10 protein-coding genes are annotated in these 16,112 nt (G+C 73.6%); 9 read left to right on the top strand and 1 reads right to left on the bottom strand.

The features are described from left to right. The first annotated feature begins 75 nt into the window (after positions 1-75). The 7 genes from ACZ39I_RS00830 (at position 76) to ACZ39I_RS00800 (ending at position 11,253) form a co-directional block, all read left to right on the top strand. Positions 76-1,491, top strand: coding sequence for a hypothetical protein (locus ACZ39I_RS00830; protein ID WP_467241455.1), 1,416 nt, complete (start codon positions 76-78; stop codon positions 1,489-1,491). Between the two features lie 14 nt (positions 1,492-1,505). Next, positions 1,506-2,570, top strand: coding sequence for a glutamate ABC transporter substrate-binding protein (locus tag ACZ39I_RS00825; protein WP_467243284.1), 1,065 nt, complete (start codon positions 1,506-1,508; stop codon positions 2,568-2,570). Positions 2,571-2,626: 56 nt separating this feature from the next. Continuing rightward, a complete protein-coding gene (locus tag ACZ39I_RS00820) occupies positions 2,627-3,946 on the top strand; it encodes a coiled-coil domain-containing protein (protein WP_467241453.1) in 1,320 nt (439 codons plus the stop codon). Then, positions 3,943-6,471, top strand: a complete 2,529-nt coding sequence (locus tag ACZ39I_RS00815; RefSeq protein WP_467241451.1) for a serine/threonine-protein kinase — start codon at positions 3,943-3,945, stop codon at positions 6,469-6,471. Before ACZ39I_RS00820 ends, ACZ39I_RS00815 begins: the two co-directional genes overlap by 4 nt. Then, positions 6,472-7,803, top strand: a complete 1,332-nt coding sequence (locus tag ACZ39I_RS00810) for a PP2C family serine/threonine-protein phosphatase (RefSeq protein ID WP_467241449.1) — start codon at positions 6,472-6,474, stop codon at positions 7,801-7,803. A 110-nt stretch (positions 7,804-7,913) separates the two neighbouring features. Further along, positions 7,914-9,260, top strand: a complete 1,347-nt coding sequence (locus tag ACZ39I_RS00805) for a vWA domain-containing protein (RefSeq protein ID WP_467241448.1) — start codon at positions 7,914-7,916, stop codon at positions 9,258-9,260. Between the two features lie 49 nt (positions 9,261-9,309). After that, positions 9,310-11,253: an FHA domain-containing protein gene (locus ACZ39I_RS00800; protein ID WP_467241446.1), complete on the top strand. Its 1,944-nt coding sequence runs from the start codon at positions 9,310-9,312 to the stop codon at positions 11,251-11,253. Positions 11,254-11,279: 26 nt separating this feature from the next. Here ACZ39I_RS00800 and ACZ39I_RS00795 read toward each other — a convergent pair whose 3' ends face one another. Next, a complete protein-coding gene (locus tag ACZ39I_RS00795; protein WP_467241444.1) occupies positions 11,280-12,260 on the bottom strand; it encodes a methyltransferase domain-containing protein in 981 nt (326 codons plus the stop codon). Between the two features lie 68 nt (positions 12,261-12,328). Between ACZ39I_RS00795 and ACZ39I_RS00790 the strand changes: the two genes are divergently transcribed. Together ACZ39I_RS00790 and ACZ39I_RS00785 are read left to right on the top strand one after the other, a co-directional pair. Next, positions 12,329-12,742 (top strand): globin, encoded by a 414-nt coding sequence (locus tag ACZ39I_RS00790; protein ID WP_467241442.1) that lies wholly within the window; start codon positions 12,329-12,331, stop codon positions 12,740-12,742. Between the two features lie 174 nt (positions 12,743-12,916). Beyond that, entirely contained in the window at positions 12,917-16,111 is a 3,195-nt protein-coding gene (locus ACZ39I_RS00785) for an FtsX-like permease family protein (RefSeq protein WP_467243283.1), read from the top strand. The last annotated feature ends 1 nt before the right edge of the window (position 16,112 follow it).

The following is a 16,112-nucleotide window of genomic DNA, read 5'->3' as shown; positions in this document are numbered from 1 at the left end:
GACCATGGGGGAGGTCAAACAGTGACACACCCGCCGAAGAGCAGCGCGGCACCACCGGGTTCCGGGGTGCCCACGATGCCGGCCGTTCCGCCGCAGCCGGGACCCCCGGCCCCGGCCCCGCAGGCGCCCCCGCCCGCCCCCGCGCCGGACCGGGCACCCGCCCGTCGTACGGCCTTCGCCGAGGGTTTCGACCAGGTGCGCGCGGCCGCCACCACCGAACCGGGCCGGCTGCGCATCATCGGCGCGGCGCTCGCCCTGCTCGTGATCCTCTTCGGCGCGGTGACCGCCTGGCAGACCAACGACCGGGCCGCCGCCGCGGACGACGTGCTGCACAAGAGCCAGCCGCTCAGCAGCGCAGCCGCCGACATCTACCGCTACCTGGCCGACGCCAACACCACGGCCTCCAGTGGCTTCCTCGCCGGCGGCCAGGAGACGGCCGGCTCCCGCAACCGGTACGAGAAGGACATCGACCTGGCGGCGACCGGTCTGGTCAAGGCGGCCTCGAACTCCGACCCGGACTCCCCCGCCGCGAAGACCGTGGCCGAGCTGAACACCCTGCTGCCGGAGTACAAGGGTCTGGTGGAGCGGGCCCGTACGTACAACCGTCAGGGCTTCCCGGTCGGCGGTGCCTATCTGCGGTACGCCAACGAGAAGATGCAGGAGGAGATGCTCCCGAAGGCGCAGAACCTCTACACGAGCGAGAACCAGCGGCTGCGCGCCGACTACGCCGACGCCACGCCCTACCCGTGGGCGGCGATCGGCCTCGGCGTCCTGGCGCTGGCCGGGCTCGCGTGGGCGCAGCACCGCAACTACCGGCGCACCAACCGGGTCCTCAACCACGGTCTGGTCGCGGCCACCGCGACGGCCACGGTGGTCCTGCTGTGGCTGGTCGTCGGCCACACCGTCGCGCGCGCGGGCCTCGACGACTCCTACGACCACGGGGTCCGCTCGCTGAATGTGCTGCACGACGCCCGGATCGCCTCCCTGAAGGCGCGCGGCAACGAGAACCTCACCCTGGTGGCCCGCGGCGCCGAGACGGTCACCGTGAAGAACGCCCAGGGCCAGGACGTCTCCTACGACGCCTACGACTACGACTTCGGCAAGGACATGGACACCCTCGGCAAGGGCCTGGCCGAGGCGTCCGAGCTCGCCGACGACAGCGACGGCAAGAAGCCGGTCACCGCGGCCGAGGGCAACATGGCGGTGTGGAAACAGCGCCACTCCGCGGCCCGCGAGCAGGACGACTTCGGCAACTACGAAGTGGCTTTGAACCGGGTCATAGGCGGCAAGGGCGACACGGGCGAGTGCTTCGACAGCGTCGACAAGAACCTCGCCAAGGCCCTGACCCACGAGGAGAAGGAGTTCGCGCGGTCGGCCGGTGACGGCCTGGGCGCCATGACCGGACTGCCGGTGGGCGCCGCCGTCCTGGCCGTCCTCGGCGCGGCCGGCGCGGTACTGGGCATCGGCCGCAGGCTGTCGGAGTACCGGTGAGAGGGGGCGTGACGATGCGGATGCGCGGACGTGTGCGGACCGGTCTCAAGGGCTGGGGCGGTGTCGGGGCGATGACGGTCGTCTGCGTCCTGGTGCTCGCTTTCGCGCTGCTGCTGCCGCACACCCGGCCGAGCGGCGACGGCAGCGCGGGAACCGGCGGGCCAGGCTTGACGCGCGCACTGCAGGCGGCGGACAACAAGGCCTGTCTGAACCCGGCGATCAGGGCGCACCCGGAGGACCAGACACTGTCCCCGTCGAGCGCGGACGGCCCGGCCATAGACAGGATCAAGGCCCGGCAGGGCGAGAAGCGCAAGCTGATCGTGGGCGTCGACCAGAACAGCTACCGCTGGGGCTACCGCAACCCCAACGGCGGGCCCAAGGCCGACCTGGAGGGCTTCGACATCGATCTGGTGCACCGGATCGCGCAGGACATCCTGGGTGACGCGAACGCCGTGCAGTTCAAGGCGATCCCGACCAACCAGCGCATCCCGGCGATCGAGAAGGGCCGGGTCGACATGGTCGTCCGCACGATGACGATCAACTGCACCCGCGTCGACCAAGTGGCGTTCTCCGCGCCCTACTTCAAGACGGGTCAGCAGGTCCTCGCCCCCAAGTCCTCGGACATCACCGGCTACAACGACACTCTGGCGAAGAAGAAGATCTGCACGGCCGAGGGTTCGACCGCCTTCTCCAAGCTGGAGGACGACAAGAAGGCGGGGGATCTCGTCGCCTCCGCCGACATCAAGACCACGGTGCCCAACCAACTCGACTGCCTCGTCAGGCTCCAGCTCGGCGAGGTCGACGCCGTGGTCACCGACGGCGCCCTCGCCGCCAGCCAGGCCGCCCAGGACCCCACGGTCGAACTGAAGGGCTCCCCCTTCACCACCGAGTACTACGGCGTGGCGATGAAGAGCGACGCCGACGACCTGGTACGCCGGGTCAACCAGATCCTGGTGGACTACCGCAAGGACACCACCGACGGCTGGCAGGCGTCGTACGACAAGTGGCTGTCGGCCACACTGATCGAGAAGTCGGCGAAGTCGGAGCCGCCGCCACCGAAGTACCTGCGCAAGAACTGACGCACCGTCACAACCGAACAACCACCCAGCAACCCTTCAGCAGCGAGAGGTGATCGATGGGCGTCACGGGACCCCCCGGGCCGGTGATGGACCGGGACGAGGTGGACCGTGCGCTGGCGCGGCTCGGCGCGGAGCACGAGGCGATCGAGACCTCGCTCCTCGCCCTGCAGGACCACGCGGGCCGCAGACTCCTCGAAGGCGCCGACCTCACCGGGGTCACCAAGGAGCGCTGGGAGGCCGCCGACGCGTCGATCACCCTGCTGTGGGCGTACTTCGACGCGTACTCGGACGCGCTGCGCTCGGCCCGCGAGATCCGCTCCCGCCGCCGCTGGTCCAGCCGCGAGGACCTGGTGGAGCTGTCCGAGCTGCTGCGCGGCGAGTCGGTCACGGTCGCGGGCTCGACCACCGCCACGGCCAACGCGCCCACCTTGCACGGTGGTTCCGGCAAGCTCAGCGAGCGGTTCTCGCTGGTGACGCTCGTGGAGCGGATGAACGAGCTGTACGCGACGAGCCTGGACATGGTCGTCGCCGCCGACTCGGTGTGGTCGGCACTGCCCGCGCGGATAGACCTCCTGTCCGCCGAGCTCCAGCGCACCCGCCGGCTCGCGCACTCCGTCGGCGTACGGCCCGGGGAACACCCGGCCGGTGACGACCTGGAGCGCATCACCCGCACCCTCACCTCGCTGCGCGAGCAGGTGATCTCCGACCCGCTCGCCTTCTGGCAGCGCGCGCAGGGCAGTTCGGCGCCCGGCGGCGGCAGACCGGACACCACGGCGTACGACCGTGAGGCGCGCGCGCTGGAGGACGTGCGCCGGGAGATCGACGCCGTGCTCACCGTCCGGCAGGACGCGGAGGCCCGGCTGGTCAGGCTGCGGGACGTGCTCTCCCGCGCGGACCGCACGCTCGCCGAGGCGCGTCTCGCGCGCGGTGAGGTGCTCGCGAAGATCGCCGCCACGGAGGTGCCGGTCGTCAGCGGACCGCCGACCGTGCTGCAGGAGCAGCTGTCGACGGCCGCCGAGTACCGCAGACACGCCCAGTGGCACCGTCTGTCCCCGCTCCTGGAGTCCCTGGAGCAGAAGGCGGAGGACGAACTGCTGCGCGCCCGCGAGTCGCTGACCGCGGTCACCGCACCGCTCGCGGTCCGCGCGGAGCTGCGCGGCCGGCTCGACGCGTACAAGGCGAAGGTCGCCCGGCACGGACTGGCCGAGGACCCGTTCCTGATCGAGCGGTACGACGCGGCCCGGCGGATGCTGTGGAGCGCGCCCTGCGACCTGCGGGTCGCCGAACAGGCCGTGCTGCGCTACCAGCACGCGGTCGCCGAACTGCTGGGCGCCCCGCGGGTGCCGCAGGACCGTAGGGGGGAGTCGACGTCATGAGCCAGGAACAGCAGCCCTGCCAGCGGCCCGGCTGCGACGGCAGGTACGAGGACATGGGCGGCGGCGAGCTGTACTGCGACACCTGCGGCCTCGCACCGGTCGTCCCCGCCGGGACCGGCCGGAACGGCTCGGTGCCCACCGGCGGGACGGGCGGCGGCAGCCACTCACAGGGCAGCGCCGGTTCGCGCGCCACGAGCCGCGGTTCGGCCCGTACCTCCTCGCACTCGTCGAAGTCACGGCGCTCGGTGTCGGGACGGCTCTCGCGCGCGGTCTCGGGGAAGTCGACTGGCCGTTCGGTGTCGGTGCGCGGCTCCGGCTCGACCGGAGGTTCGACCGGGCGCGGCCGGCTCGGCGCGGGGCTCGTCGAGGTGCCCGGGATACCGCGGCCCGACCCGCGCGGGATGGTGCTGGAGAACCCGGAGGTGCCCGAGCGCAAGCGGTTCTGCTCGCGCTCCGACTGCGGTGCCCCGGTGGGGCGTTCGCGCGGGGAGCGGCCGGGGCGCACGGAGGGCTTCTGCACGAAGTGCGGTCACCCGTACTCGTTCGTGCCGAAGCTGAAGTCCGGTGACGTCGTGCACGGCCAGTACGAGGTCGCGGGCTGTCTGGCGCACGGCGGTCTCGGCTGGGTGTATCTCGCCGTGGACCGCGCGGTGTCCGACCGCTGGGTGGTCCTCAAGGGCCTGCTGGACACCGGCGACCAGGACGCGATGGCCGCGGCGATCTCCGAGCGGCGCTTCCTCGCGGAGATCGAGCACTCCAACATCGTGCGGATCTACAACTTCGTGGAGCATCTCGACCAGCGCACCGGCTCGCTCGACGGCTACATCGTCATGGAGTACGTCGGCGGCAAGTCGCTCAAGGAGATCGCCAACGGCCGCCGTTCGGCCGACGGCAAGCGGGACCCGCTGCCGGTGGAGCAGGCGTGCGCCTACGGCATCGAGGCCCTGGAGGCGCTCGGCCACCTCCACAGCCGCAACCTCCTGTACTGCGACTTCAAGGTCGACAACGCCATCCAGACCGAGGACCAGCTCAAGCTGATCGACATGGGCGCGGTGCGCAGGATGGACGACGAGGAGTCGGCCATCTACGGCACGGTGGGCTACCAGGCCCCCGAGGTCGCGGACGTGGGCCCCTCGGTCGCCTCCGACCTGTACACCGTCGGCCGCACCCTGGCGGTGCTGACCTTCGACTTCCAGGGCTACACCAACGTCTTCGTCGACTCGCTGCCCGACCCCGACAACATCGAGGTCTTCCGCCGGTACGAGTCCTTCTACCGGCTGCTGGTCCGCGCGACCGACCCGGACCCGGCCCGCCGGTTCTCCTCCGCGCAGGAGATGTCGGACCAGCTGACGGGCGTGCTGCGCGAGGTCGTCTCCCTCCAGACGGGCCGCGCCAGGCCCTCCCTGTCGACCCTCTTCGGCCCCGAAGTCCGGGTCACCGACACGGAGTTGTTCCCGAAGCTGGACGGGGAGGTGTCTCGGCTGGGGGGACGGGTGCTGCCGTCCCGGAAGACCTCCGTCGGTGCCGGCGGTGTGGTCGGTTCCGGTGGTGTGGTCGGTGCGATCGGTGTCGGCGGTTCGATCGTCAAGGCGGTCGACGCTCCCGTCGCCTCCCTCGCGCTTCCCGTCCCCCTCGTCGACCCCTCCGACCCCAACGCCGGTTTCCTCGCCGGGCTCATGACCACCGCGCCCGCCGAACTGCTCGGCGCCCTCGCGGCCGCGCCGGCCCCGTCGGCGGAGTCACGGCTCCGGCAGATCCGCGCCTGGCTGGAGAACGGCGACGCGCACACCGCGGACGAGGCGCTGCGGCGCCTCGAGGACGAACGGTCCGACGACTGGCGGGTGGTCTGGTACCGGGGCGTGGCCGCCCTGGTGACCGGCGACCACGAGGCCGCCGCGCTCGCCTTCGACGCGATCTACGACGCCTTCCCCGGCGAACCCGCCCCCAAGCTCGCCCTCGGCCTGTGCGCGGAGGTGCTCGGCCAGCTCGACAACGCCGCCGAGTACTACGGCCTGGTCTGGTCGACCGACCCCAGCTATGTGAGCGCCGCGTTCGGCCTCGCGCGCGTGCAGCTGGCGAGCGGGGACCGCCGTAGCGCGGTGAAGACGCTGGAGTCGGTGCCGGAGTCCTCCATCCACTACACCGCCGCCCGGGTGGCCGCCGTCCGCGCGCGGCTGCGTGGACGCACCGCGACCGCGGGCGACGTACCCTTCCTGGACGACCTGACCGCCGCCGCCGGGCAGGTCGAGGCGCTGGACGCGTACGGTCTCGATCCGGCGCGCCGTGAGCAGTTGTCGGCCGAGGTGCTGGGCGCGGCCCTGGACTGGATACTCTCCGGTGGCCAGGACTCCGTCGCCTCCGCCGCCGGGGGACGGGCGCTGCTCGGCAGTGGACTGGACGAGCGAGGACTGCGCTTCGGCCTGGAGCGTTCGTACCGCGCGCTGGCCCGGCTCGCGCAGGGCGGCGAGGAGAGGATCTACCTGGTGGAACGAGCCAACCGTTACCGCCCCCGGACGTGGGTGTAGTTGATGTCGCAGATGCCCCAGCAGACCGCCCTGTCGAGGTGCCCGAGCTGCGAGGAACCCCTCGAGTCGGGCGACCGCTTCTGCGGTGCGTGCGGATACGACCTGTCCGCCGTCCCGGCACACCCGGACGACAGCCCGACCATCGCCATGAACGGCGCGCCCGCGGCCGGCCCCTGGCCGCAGGCCCCGCACCCCCCGGCGGAGCTGCATCTGCCGAGCGACCTGCGGGCCGCGGCGTCGGGCGAGCACGAACTGCCCCAGGTGCCACCCCAGTCGGGGCCGGTGCTCGGGTCACCGGTCTCCCCCGCCTCCGGTGTGCGCTTCGACCGGCCCCCGGAGCCCGAGGAGTACCTTTTGCAGGCGCCCGACCCACGTGTGGCCGCCGGACCGCCCACCCCCGCCGAGGGCACCGCACCGTCGACGGTCTGCGTGGCCTGCCGCGCCGGCCGGGTCGACGACGACGGGTACTGCGAGAACTGCGGGCACGCCCAGCCGCGTGAGCGCGACCACATGGAGCAGGAGGCGGGCCCGATGGCCGCCGTCAGCGACCGCGGGCTGCGCCACCACCGCAACGAGGACGCCTTCACCCTCGGCACCAGCGTGCTGCCCGACGGCTCGCCGGCCACCTTCGCGGTCGTCTGCGACGGCGTGTCCTCCGCGACCCGCCCCGACGACGCCTCCCTGGCCGCGTCCCGGGCCGCGGCCGAGGCGCTGCTGGCCGCGCTGCCGCAAGGCACGCACCCCCAGCAGGCGATGCACGAGGCGATCGTCGCCGCCTCCCGCGCGGTCAACTCGCTCGCCGCGGAGCCCGCCACGGCCCGCGAGCACCAGCCCCACCAGAACGCCCCCGCGTGCACGATCGTCGGCTCGGTCGTCACCCCGAGCCTGCTGGTCGTCGGCTGGGTCGGCGACAGCCGGGTCTACTGGGTGCCGACGGACCGCAGTTCACCCCCGGCCCGGCTCACCGAGGACGACTCCTGGGCCGCCCAGATGGTCGCCGCGGGGCTGATGAACGAGGCCGAGGCGTACGCCGACGAGCGCGCCCACGCGATCACCGGCTGGCTCGGCGCGGACGCCTACGAACTCGACCCGCACACCGCTTCCTTCAAGCCGGACCGGCCTGGTGTCGTGGTGGTGTGCACCGACGGCCTGTGGAACTACGCCGAGGCGGCCGACGAGATGGCGGAAGCCGTACCGGCCGACGCCGCCGTGCGCCCGCTGCACACCGCCCGGGTGCTGGTCGGCCATGCCCTGGACGGCGGGGGCCACGACAACGTAACAGTGGCCGTCGTGCCGTTCCCGACCCCTTCGCAGGGGGCAGGATCGGCCTGAGGCCGCACACGGGGCACGCGCCGCAGCGGGAGCGCCGGACCGGAGGGGACCGGTCCGCGATCAGTCATCGCCCCACGACTGTGGGGTTCGCGAGGGGGATGTGAGCAGGCATGGCCAATTTCTCGAAGTCGCACGCGCCGCAGTTCGCGATGGACGTCTACCAGAACGAGTACCTGCCCGAAGGCGGCCGTGAGGTCAACGCGATCGTCACGGTGACCTCGACCGGCGGCGGCACGATCGGCAGCGCGGTCGCGGCCGCGCACCTGTGGTCGGCGCAACAGGGCCCCTCGGCGGCGGTCGCGCTCATGGTCGACTGCTCGGGCTCCATGGACTACCCGCCGACCAAGATGCGCAACGCCCGCGACGCCACGGCCGCCGCCATCGACACCCTGCGCGACGGGGTGCACTTCGCGGTGATCGGCGGCACCCACGTGGCCAAGGAGATCTATCCGGGCAACGGCCGGCTCGCGGTCGCCGACGCCACCACCCGCGACCAGGCCAAGCAGGCCCTGCGCAAGCTCAGCGCGGGCGGCGGCACGGCCATCGGCACCTGGCTGCGCCTCGCCGACCGCCTGCTGTCCTCGGCGGACGTCGCCATACGGCACGGCATCCTGCTCACCGACGGACGCAACGAACACGAGTCACCGGAGGACCTCAAGGCCTCCCTCGACGCCTGTGCGGGGCGTTTCACCTGCGACGCCCGGGGCGTGGGCACCGACTGGGAAGTGAAAGAAGTCACAGGGATCGCCTCCGCCCTGCTCGGCACCGCCGACATCGTCGCCGACCCGGCCGCCCTCGCCGCCGACTTCACGCAGATGATGGAGACGGCCATGGGCAAGGAGGTCGCCGACGTCGCCCTCAGGGTGTGGACCCCGGTGGGCACCACCATCAAGTTCGTCAAGCAGGTCGCGCCCACCGTCGAGGAGCTCACCGACCGCCGCACCGAGGCCGGTCCGCGCGCCGGGGACTACCCCACCGGCTCCTGGGGAGACGAGTCCCGTGACTACCACGTCTGCGTCGAGGTCCCGGCCGCGCACATCGGCCAGGAGATGCTCGCCGCCCGGGTCTCCCTGGTCGTCCCGCAGCCCGACGGCACCACACAGAACCTGGGCGCACAGGGTCTCGTCAGGGCCGTGTGGACCGACGACATGGTCGCCTCGACGTCGATCAACCCCCAAGTCGCCCACTACACCGGCCAGGCCGAACTGGCACAAGCTATCCAACAGGGGCTCGATCTCCGCAAAGCGGGCGATATCGACGGAGCAACGGCCAAACTGGGCCGGGCCGTTCAGCTCGCGAGCGACTCGGGGAACGCCGATACTGCGAAACTGCTTTCGAAGGTGGTCGACGTGGTCGACGCCACGACAGGTACTGTGCGACTGAAGGCGAAGGTCGAGGAGGCCGACGAGATGACTCTCGAGACACGGTCGACAAAGACAGTTCGTGTAAAGAAGTAGACAGTTACCGACGTAGAAGTTCCCTGATCCGAGAGGGGGAAGCGCCGACATGCCGACCTGCCCGAACGGACACCAGTCGGGTTCCGACGACTGGTGCGAGGTCTGCGGTCACCGCATGGCCGGTGCCGTGCCTCCGCCCCCTCCGCCGCCGCCCGGTCCGGGTGGAGGCGGCTACGGCTTCCCGCCGCCCGGCGGTCCCGGAGGTCCCGGTGGTCCCGGTGGTCCCGGGGGCCAGCCCGGCGGACGTCCGCCTCTGTCCGCCGTACCCGACCCCGAGCCGGAGCTCTGCCCGCAGTGCCGTACGCCCCGTGAGGGCGGTGCGCCCTTCTGCGAGGAGTGCCGGTGGAACTTCCTGACGAACACGGCGACCTCGTACACCCCGGCCGCCCCGCGCCCGCCGGCCGGCTCCGGCGGGCCGCCCTCACACTTCCAGCAGCAGCCCGGGCCCGGTCCGTCCTTCGGCGGCGGCGGTGACTCGTACGAGTACCAGGGCTCGCGCCCGTCCCAGGTGAACCGCCCCGCGGAACCGATCCCCTTCGGCTCGGAGCCTTCGGGCCGCCCGGGTCCGGGTGGACCGGGCGGCGGCCCGGGTGGGCCCGGCGGTCCCGGCGGTCCCGGCAGTCCTGGCAGTCCGCAGGGTTTCCCCGGGAACCCGTCCCGGCCCGGTGGTCCCGGTGGTCCCGGTGGTCCCGGTGGCCAGGGCTCCTCCGGTCCTTCCGGTTTCCCGGGCGGACCCGGTGCGCCCGGCGGTTCCGGCCCCTCCGGTTTCCCCGGCGACCCGTCCCGATCCGGTGGCCCCGGCCAGTCCGGTCCTGGTGGCCAGCAGGGCTTCCCGGGCGATCCCGGACGCTCCGGCGCACCCGGCCCCTCCGGTTTCCCTGGCGGCCCGGGCGGACCCGGCGCACCGGGCTCCTCCGGTTTCCCGGGCGAACCCTCACGTCCCGGAGGCCCAGGCGGCCCCGGAGGCCCAGGTGGACCCGGCAACAACCCCGGCCCCGGCGGCTACGGCTACCCGCAGCCCGGCGCCACCCAGGCTCCCTCCGGCCCGCCCGGATCCTCCGGTCCCGGTGGCCCAGGCGGCCCCGGTGGTTACGGCTACCCCCAGCCCGGTGGTCCGCAGGGCTTCGGCGGCACTCCCACCCAGCCCGGCCCTGGCGGGCCCGGCGGTCCCGGCGGCCCGCAGGGCTTCCCCGGCGACCCGTCCCGCCCCGGCCCGGGTGGCCCCTCCGGTCCCGGCGGCGCCCCCGGTGGTCCGCCGAACTTCGGTGCCGACCCGTCCCGCCCGGTCCCGCCGCCCCTGGGCCCGACCCCGCCCGCCGGCCCCGGTAACAGCGGTGCCCCGCAGGGCTTCCCGGCGCAGAGCGCATCCGCCCCGCCCGCCTTCCCGCAGGAGACCAACCGGCCCCAGCAGGGCGGTCCCTCCTTCGGCGGCGGCGCCGACGACTGGGTCATCTCCCCGCCCTCCAACACCGCCCCCGGAGGTCCGGGCGGCGGCCCCGGCGGTCCCGGCGGCGGCTACGGCTACCCGCAGCCCGGCGCCACCCAGGCCCCGCCCGGGCCTCCCGGGCCGTCCTTCCCGCAGCAGCCTGCGACCTGGACGGCGACGATCGGCCCGGACCGCGACTACTTCCTGGCGATGATGCAGCGCTCCGGCCCGGAGGCCGCGGGCCTGAACCTGCCCGCGTACTCCCCCGAGCAGCAGCGCACGCTCACCGGCAACCAGGTCACCATCGGCCGCCGCCGGCACTCCACCGGTGACACCCCCGACGTCGATCTGTCGGTGCCGCCGGAGGACCCGGGCGTCTCGCACCAGCACGCGGTGCTGGTGCAGCAGCCGGACGGCTCCTGGGCGGTCGTGGACCAGAACTCGACGAACGGCACCACGGTCAACGGGGCCGAGGAGCCCATCACACCGTTCGTGCCGGTGCCGCTCCAGGACGGCGACCGGGTGCACGTGGGCGCCTGGACGACGATCACGATCCGCCGCGGCTAGCCGGCGGCCAGGTCACCGGAGAGGCTTCACCGGAGGGGCCACGTATGCGGTCCCTCCGGGTCGTCCAGCCACGCCCACTGCCGGTCTCCGCTGATCGTGATGCCGTACCGCTCACGGCTCGGCCGCCCCTCGCGCTCCCACAGCGCGTACGCCTCCCGCGGTTGGAGGCTGCCGCGGCTCAGGGCCAGCAGGAAGCGGAACAGGTCGTCCTGCCGGGCCCGGCGCGGCACCCCGCCCCACTCGACGGACCCCTCGTCGTGCCGGTCCGTGCCACGCAGCGGCACGAAGTAGACGGGCGTGTGCAGGAAGCGCCCCTCGGCGTGCCCGGCGTCCCGGACCGTCAGGGCGATCAGACCGGTGGCGAGCGGGCTCACGATGCGGGCGCCCGGGCGGCACTGGCCGAGCCAGGCGGTCGGGACCGACGTCAGGGTGCAGGTGGCGATGACCCGGTCGAAGGGGGCGCGTTCGGGCACCCCCCGCGCTCCGTCGCCGGTGACGACGACGGGGCGGTACCCGGCCGCGGCCAGGTGGCTGCGCGCCGCCTCGGTGATCTCCGGTTCCAGGTCGACGGTGGTGACGGATTCGTCGCCGAGCCGGTGGGCGAGCAGGGCCGCGTTGTAGCCGGTGCCGGCGCCGATCTCCAGGACCCGGTCGCCGTCCCGTATCCGCAGCTCGGCCAGCATCATCGCCATCAGCGAGGGCTGGCTGCTGGAGGAGACCAGTTCGCCGTCGCGCAGCCGGGTGGCCAGCGGGGCGTCGGCGTAGGCCCCGCGGACCCACTCCCGACGGGCGCGCGGGTCCGGGCTCTCTCCCCAGCGCCGCTCGTAGCCGCCCACGACGCCGACGTAGTAGTAGGGCACGAACAGATGCCGGGGCACCGACTCGAAGGCCTGCCGCCACACCGGGTCGGCGGCCCAGGCCCCGCTCGCGTCGATCTCCCGCACCAGCGCGGCCCGCGCGGAGGCGGCGAGTGCGGCGAGGTCCCTGTCGAGAGCGTGCGCGCCCATGCCTCCACTCTGCACCCTGAGAACGGCAGGTCCTAAGCCTTGAGTCCTCGTCCACCCCGTCTGAGACCATGGTTGACGTGAAAGAGATCCGGCGCGGCACGCTTCAGACGCAGACCTTCTACGAGCAGGTCGGCGGGGAGGAGACCTTCCGCCGCCTCGTCCACCGTTTCTACCAGGGGGTCGCCGAGGACCCGGTCCTGCGGCCCATGTACCCCGAGGAGGACCTCGGTCCGGCCGAGGAGCGCCTCGTGCTGTTCCTGATGCAGTACTGGGGCGGCCCCACGACGTACAGCGACAACCGCGGCCACCCGCGGCTGCGCATGCGCCACGCACCCTTCCAGGTCAATCGCGCGGCGCACGACGCGTGGCTCAAGCACATGCGGGACGCCGTCGACGAACTCGGCCTGTCCGAGGAGCACGAGACCCAGCTGTGGAACTACCTGACGTACGCGGCTGCTTCGATGGTGAACACCGCCGACTGACAACTCTTCACCGAGTGCCGGATTCCGGTCGTCCGGTGTCGGATTCCGGTCACAATCCGGTCAAGCCCGGGCTACAAGCGCTTACCCGCGACCGTCCCCTCTGACATCCTCGCCGGAGATCTGCACAACACGGCGGGGGGCCGGGTGACGGGGTTCGGGGGAATCGCGCGTTTGGTGTTCCTGCGTGGGCGGGCGCACCGGCTGCTGCTCGCCGCCGCGCTGCTCACGGTCCTGCTCACCACGGCGGTACTCGCGACCCTCACCGCCTACTCCGGCGCGATCGGGGACGCGGCCCTGCGCCACTCCCTCCAGGACCCGCGCAACGCCGCCGACACCGCCCTGGTCGTCAGGGCCGACGTACCCGAGGAGCGTCGTACGGCCGCCGACACCGCCGTACGCAAGGTGGCGCGGCAGGCGTTCGACGGGCTCCCGGTGACCGTGCGGACGCTGCTGCGGTCGGGCCCGTACGCGCTGCCGCGGTCGCTGCAGCCGGCGTCGGAGCGGTCCGGGGACCCGGATCTGACGCACTTCGCGGCACTGGACCGCAGTCGGGTGCGACTCGTCGAGGGGCGGCTGCCGCGGGCGGCGAAGGGGCTGGTCGAGGTGGCGCTCCCGCAGGCCGCCGCCCGCTCCCTGCACCTCGGCCCCGGCGCCCGCCTCACCCTCGCCGACCGGCTGCGCGGCCCGGCGGTGCGGGTCACGGTGACCGGTCTGTACCGGCCCGTCCGCGCCGCCGACCCGTACTGGCTCCTCGACGACCTGCACGGGCGGGGCATCAACAAGCTCGACTTCACGACGTACGGCCCGCTGCTCGCCGATCCCGGTGTGCTGGCCGGCGGGACGGTGAGCGTCGGGACGTCGGGGTGGCTGGCGTCGGCCGACTTCGCGACGGTGACGACCGCGCGCTCGGACGCGCTGCGGGAGACGGCCGTCGCGGGCAACGCGGCGCTGCGCAAGGAGTCCTCGCTCGGCGGCGCCACGACCGCCTCGACCTCGCTGCCCGAGGTCCTCGACCGCACCGACCGTTCCCTGCTCGTCTCCCGCTCGACCCTGCTGATCGTCGCCCTTCAGCTGGTGCTCCTCGCGGGCTGCGCCCTGCTGCTGGTGGCGGGGCTGCTGAGCAGTGAGCGAACCGGCGAGAGCCGGCTGCTGCTGGCGCGCGGCGCCTCCCGTGCCCGGATCGCGGGCCTCGCCGCCCTGGAGGCGGTGCTGCTCGCGGTGCCCGCGCTGCTGTGCGCGCCGCTGCTGGCGGGCCCGCTGACCCGGACGCTGGCCGAACGGGGAGCGCTGGCCCGGATCGGGCTGCGTCTGGAGGTGCCGCCGGGCGGCCGGCCCGGGGTGTGGCTGGTGGCGGGGGCGGTGGCGCTCGGGTGCGCGCTGGCGGTGACCCTGCCCGCGCTGACCTCTTCGTTCGCGCGTGGCCGGGCCCGGACGCTGCCCGGTGCGGTGCGCGCGGGGGCGGACCTCGGGCTGCTGGCCGTGGCCGCGGTGGCGTACTTCCAGCTCAGCCGTCAGACCTCCGGTGCCGTGTCCGACGACACCTCCGGCACGCTGGGCGTGGATCCGCTGCTGGTGGCGGCGCCCGCGCTCGCGCTGCTGGCCGGTACCGTCCTGACGCTGCGGCTGCTGCCGCCGCTGGCCCGGCTCGCCGAACGCCGGGCGACCGGCGGGCGCGGACTGACCGCGGCCCTGGCGGGCTGGCAGATCGCCCGGCGTCCGATGCGCGGGGCGGGCCCGGTGCTGCTGCTGGTCCTCGCGATGGCGCTGGGCATGCTGGCGATCGGGCAGGGCGCCTCCTGGGACCGTTCACAGTCCGACCAGGCGGACTTCCGGGCCGGGGCGCCGGTGCGCGTGCTGGCCTCCGGGGACGCGGGTCCGGGCCGCACCGAGCAGTACGCGGCCGTCCCGGGCGTACGGCGGACCGCCCCCGCCGCCCGCTCCGAACTGGCCCTGTCCGGCAGCCGGGTGGCGACGGTGCTGGCCCTCGACACCGCCCACGCCTCGATGCTGATCCGCCCCGACCTGCACTCCGGACCGTTCCGCCAGGGGCTCGCCCCCAAGGGTGCGACCGCGGGCGTGAAGGTGCCCGCCGACACGACCCGGCTGCGGCTGACGGCGACCCTGCGCGGCCCGGTGCCGAGTACGACGGCGCAGGTCGCCGTCACCCTGGTGGACAGCTACGACACCCCCTACCGCGTCCAGGCCGGCCAACTCCCCGCCGACGGACGGCCCCACGCGCTGGACGTCTACGTGTCCGGGGGCCCGCTGACCCTGACCGCCCTGGAACTGCTCGTCCCCGTCCCGGGCGGCAGGGCCCAGCAACAGCGGCTCACCGTCTCGGAGTTGACCGCCTCGGGCACCGGCGGTGCGGTGCGGCGGCTCCGGTTGCCGACCGACTGGGCGGTCCGCTCGCAGAGCGACGGGGCGAGTTCGTCGGCGAACCCCAAGACCAAACCGACCTCGCCACGCCTGAGTTCGGAATCCGGCGGGCTGAGCGTGGCCTACGGCACCGGGTTCATCCCGTACGACGAGACCTGGAGCTCGGGGGCGCTGACGATCCGGCTGAAGGCCCCGCAGCCGAGGTCGGCCGGGGTCACCGCCGTCGCCACCGAGCGCTTCCTCACCTCGGCGGGCGCGGCCCTCGGCGACAGAGTGGACGTGCCGCTGGGCGGCTCGACGGTGTCGGTGCGGATCGTGCGCTCGGTACGGGAGTTGCCCACCACCTCGGACAACGGCGGCGCCCTGCTGGTCGATCTGCGGTCCGTGAACCGGCAGTTGCAGGAGCAGTCCGACAGCGGCGTGGAGCCGACCGAATGGTGGCTGTCGACCCGGCCGGGCGCCTCGGACAAGGTCGCGGCGGCGTTGCGGGCCCGGCCCGACATGGACCCCGCGCAGGTCGTGGTACGGGACGAACTCGCCGGGCAGCTGCGCGACGACCCGTTCGGCGCGGGCCCCGAGGCCGCGTTCGCCGCGGCGGCCGCGGTGGCGGCGGCGCTGGCCGCGGTCGGGTTCGCGGTGAGCGCGGCCGGGTCGCTGCGGGAGCGCGGCGCGGAGTTCGCCGTACTGCGCGCCCTGGGGGCCCCGCGGCGGCGGCTGGCCAGGGCGGTCGCCGTGGAACAGGGCGTCCTGGTGGTGCTGGCGCTGCTGGTGGGCGCGCTGCTGGGCACGGTGCTGACCCGAGCGGTGGTCCCGCTGATCGTGCTGACGGACGAGGCGACCAGACCGGTCCCGCAGGTCCTGGTCCAGCTCCCGCTCCCGCAGGCGGCCACGCTGCTGGCGGCGGTGGCCCTCGCCCCGCTCCTGGTCACCGCGGCGCTGGCACTGCGGCGGGCGGATCCGGCGCGGGCGCTGCGTGAGGGGGGCGAGTGAG

Source organism: Streptomyces sp. NPDC024687 (assembly GCF_055559055.1).
This window is presented reverse-complemented; position numbering and strand designations above follow the sequence as displayed.

What these genes read in the sequence shown, in the direction of transcription:
- ACZ39I_RS00805 (WP_467241448.1), top strand. Translation starts at nt 7,914, where the DNA reads ATGGCCAATTTCTCGAAGTCGCACGCGCCGCAGTTCGCGATGGACGTC.
- ACZ39I_RS00830 (WP_467241455.1), top strand. Translation starts at nt 76, where the DNA reads ATGCCGGCCGTTCCGCCGCAGCCGGGACCCCCGGCCCCGGCCCCGCAG.
- ACZ39I_RS00800 (WP_467241446.1), top strand. Translation starts at nt 9,310, where the DNA reads ATGCCGACCTGCCCGAACGGACACCAGTCGGGTTCCGACGACTGGTGC.
- ACZ39I_RS00815 (WP_467241451.1), top strand. Translation starts at nt 3,943, where the DNA reads ATGAGCCAGGAACAGCAGCCCTGCCAGCGGCCCGGCTGCGACGGCAGG.
- ACZ39I_RS00795 (WP_467241444.1), bottom strand. Translation starts at nt 12,260, where the DNA reads ATGGGCGCGCACGCTCTCGACAGGGACCTCGCCGCACTCGCCGCCTCC.
- ACZ39I_RS00790 (WP_467241442.1), top strand. Translation starts at nt 12,329, where the DNA reads ATGGTTGACGTGAAAGAGATCCGGCGCGGCACGCTTCAGACGCAGACC.
- ACZ39I_RS00820 (WP_467241453.1), top strand. Translation starts at nt 2,627, where the DNA reads ATGGGCGTCACGGGACCCCCCGGGCCGGTGATGGACCGGGACGAGGTG.
- ACZ39I_RS00825 (WP_467243284.1), top strand. Translation starts at nt 1,506, where the DNA reads ATGCGGATGCGCGGACGTGTGCGGACCGGTCTCAAGGGCTGGGGCGGT.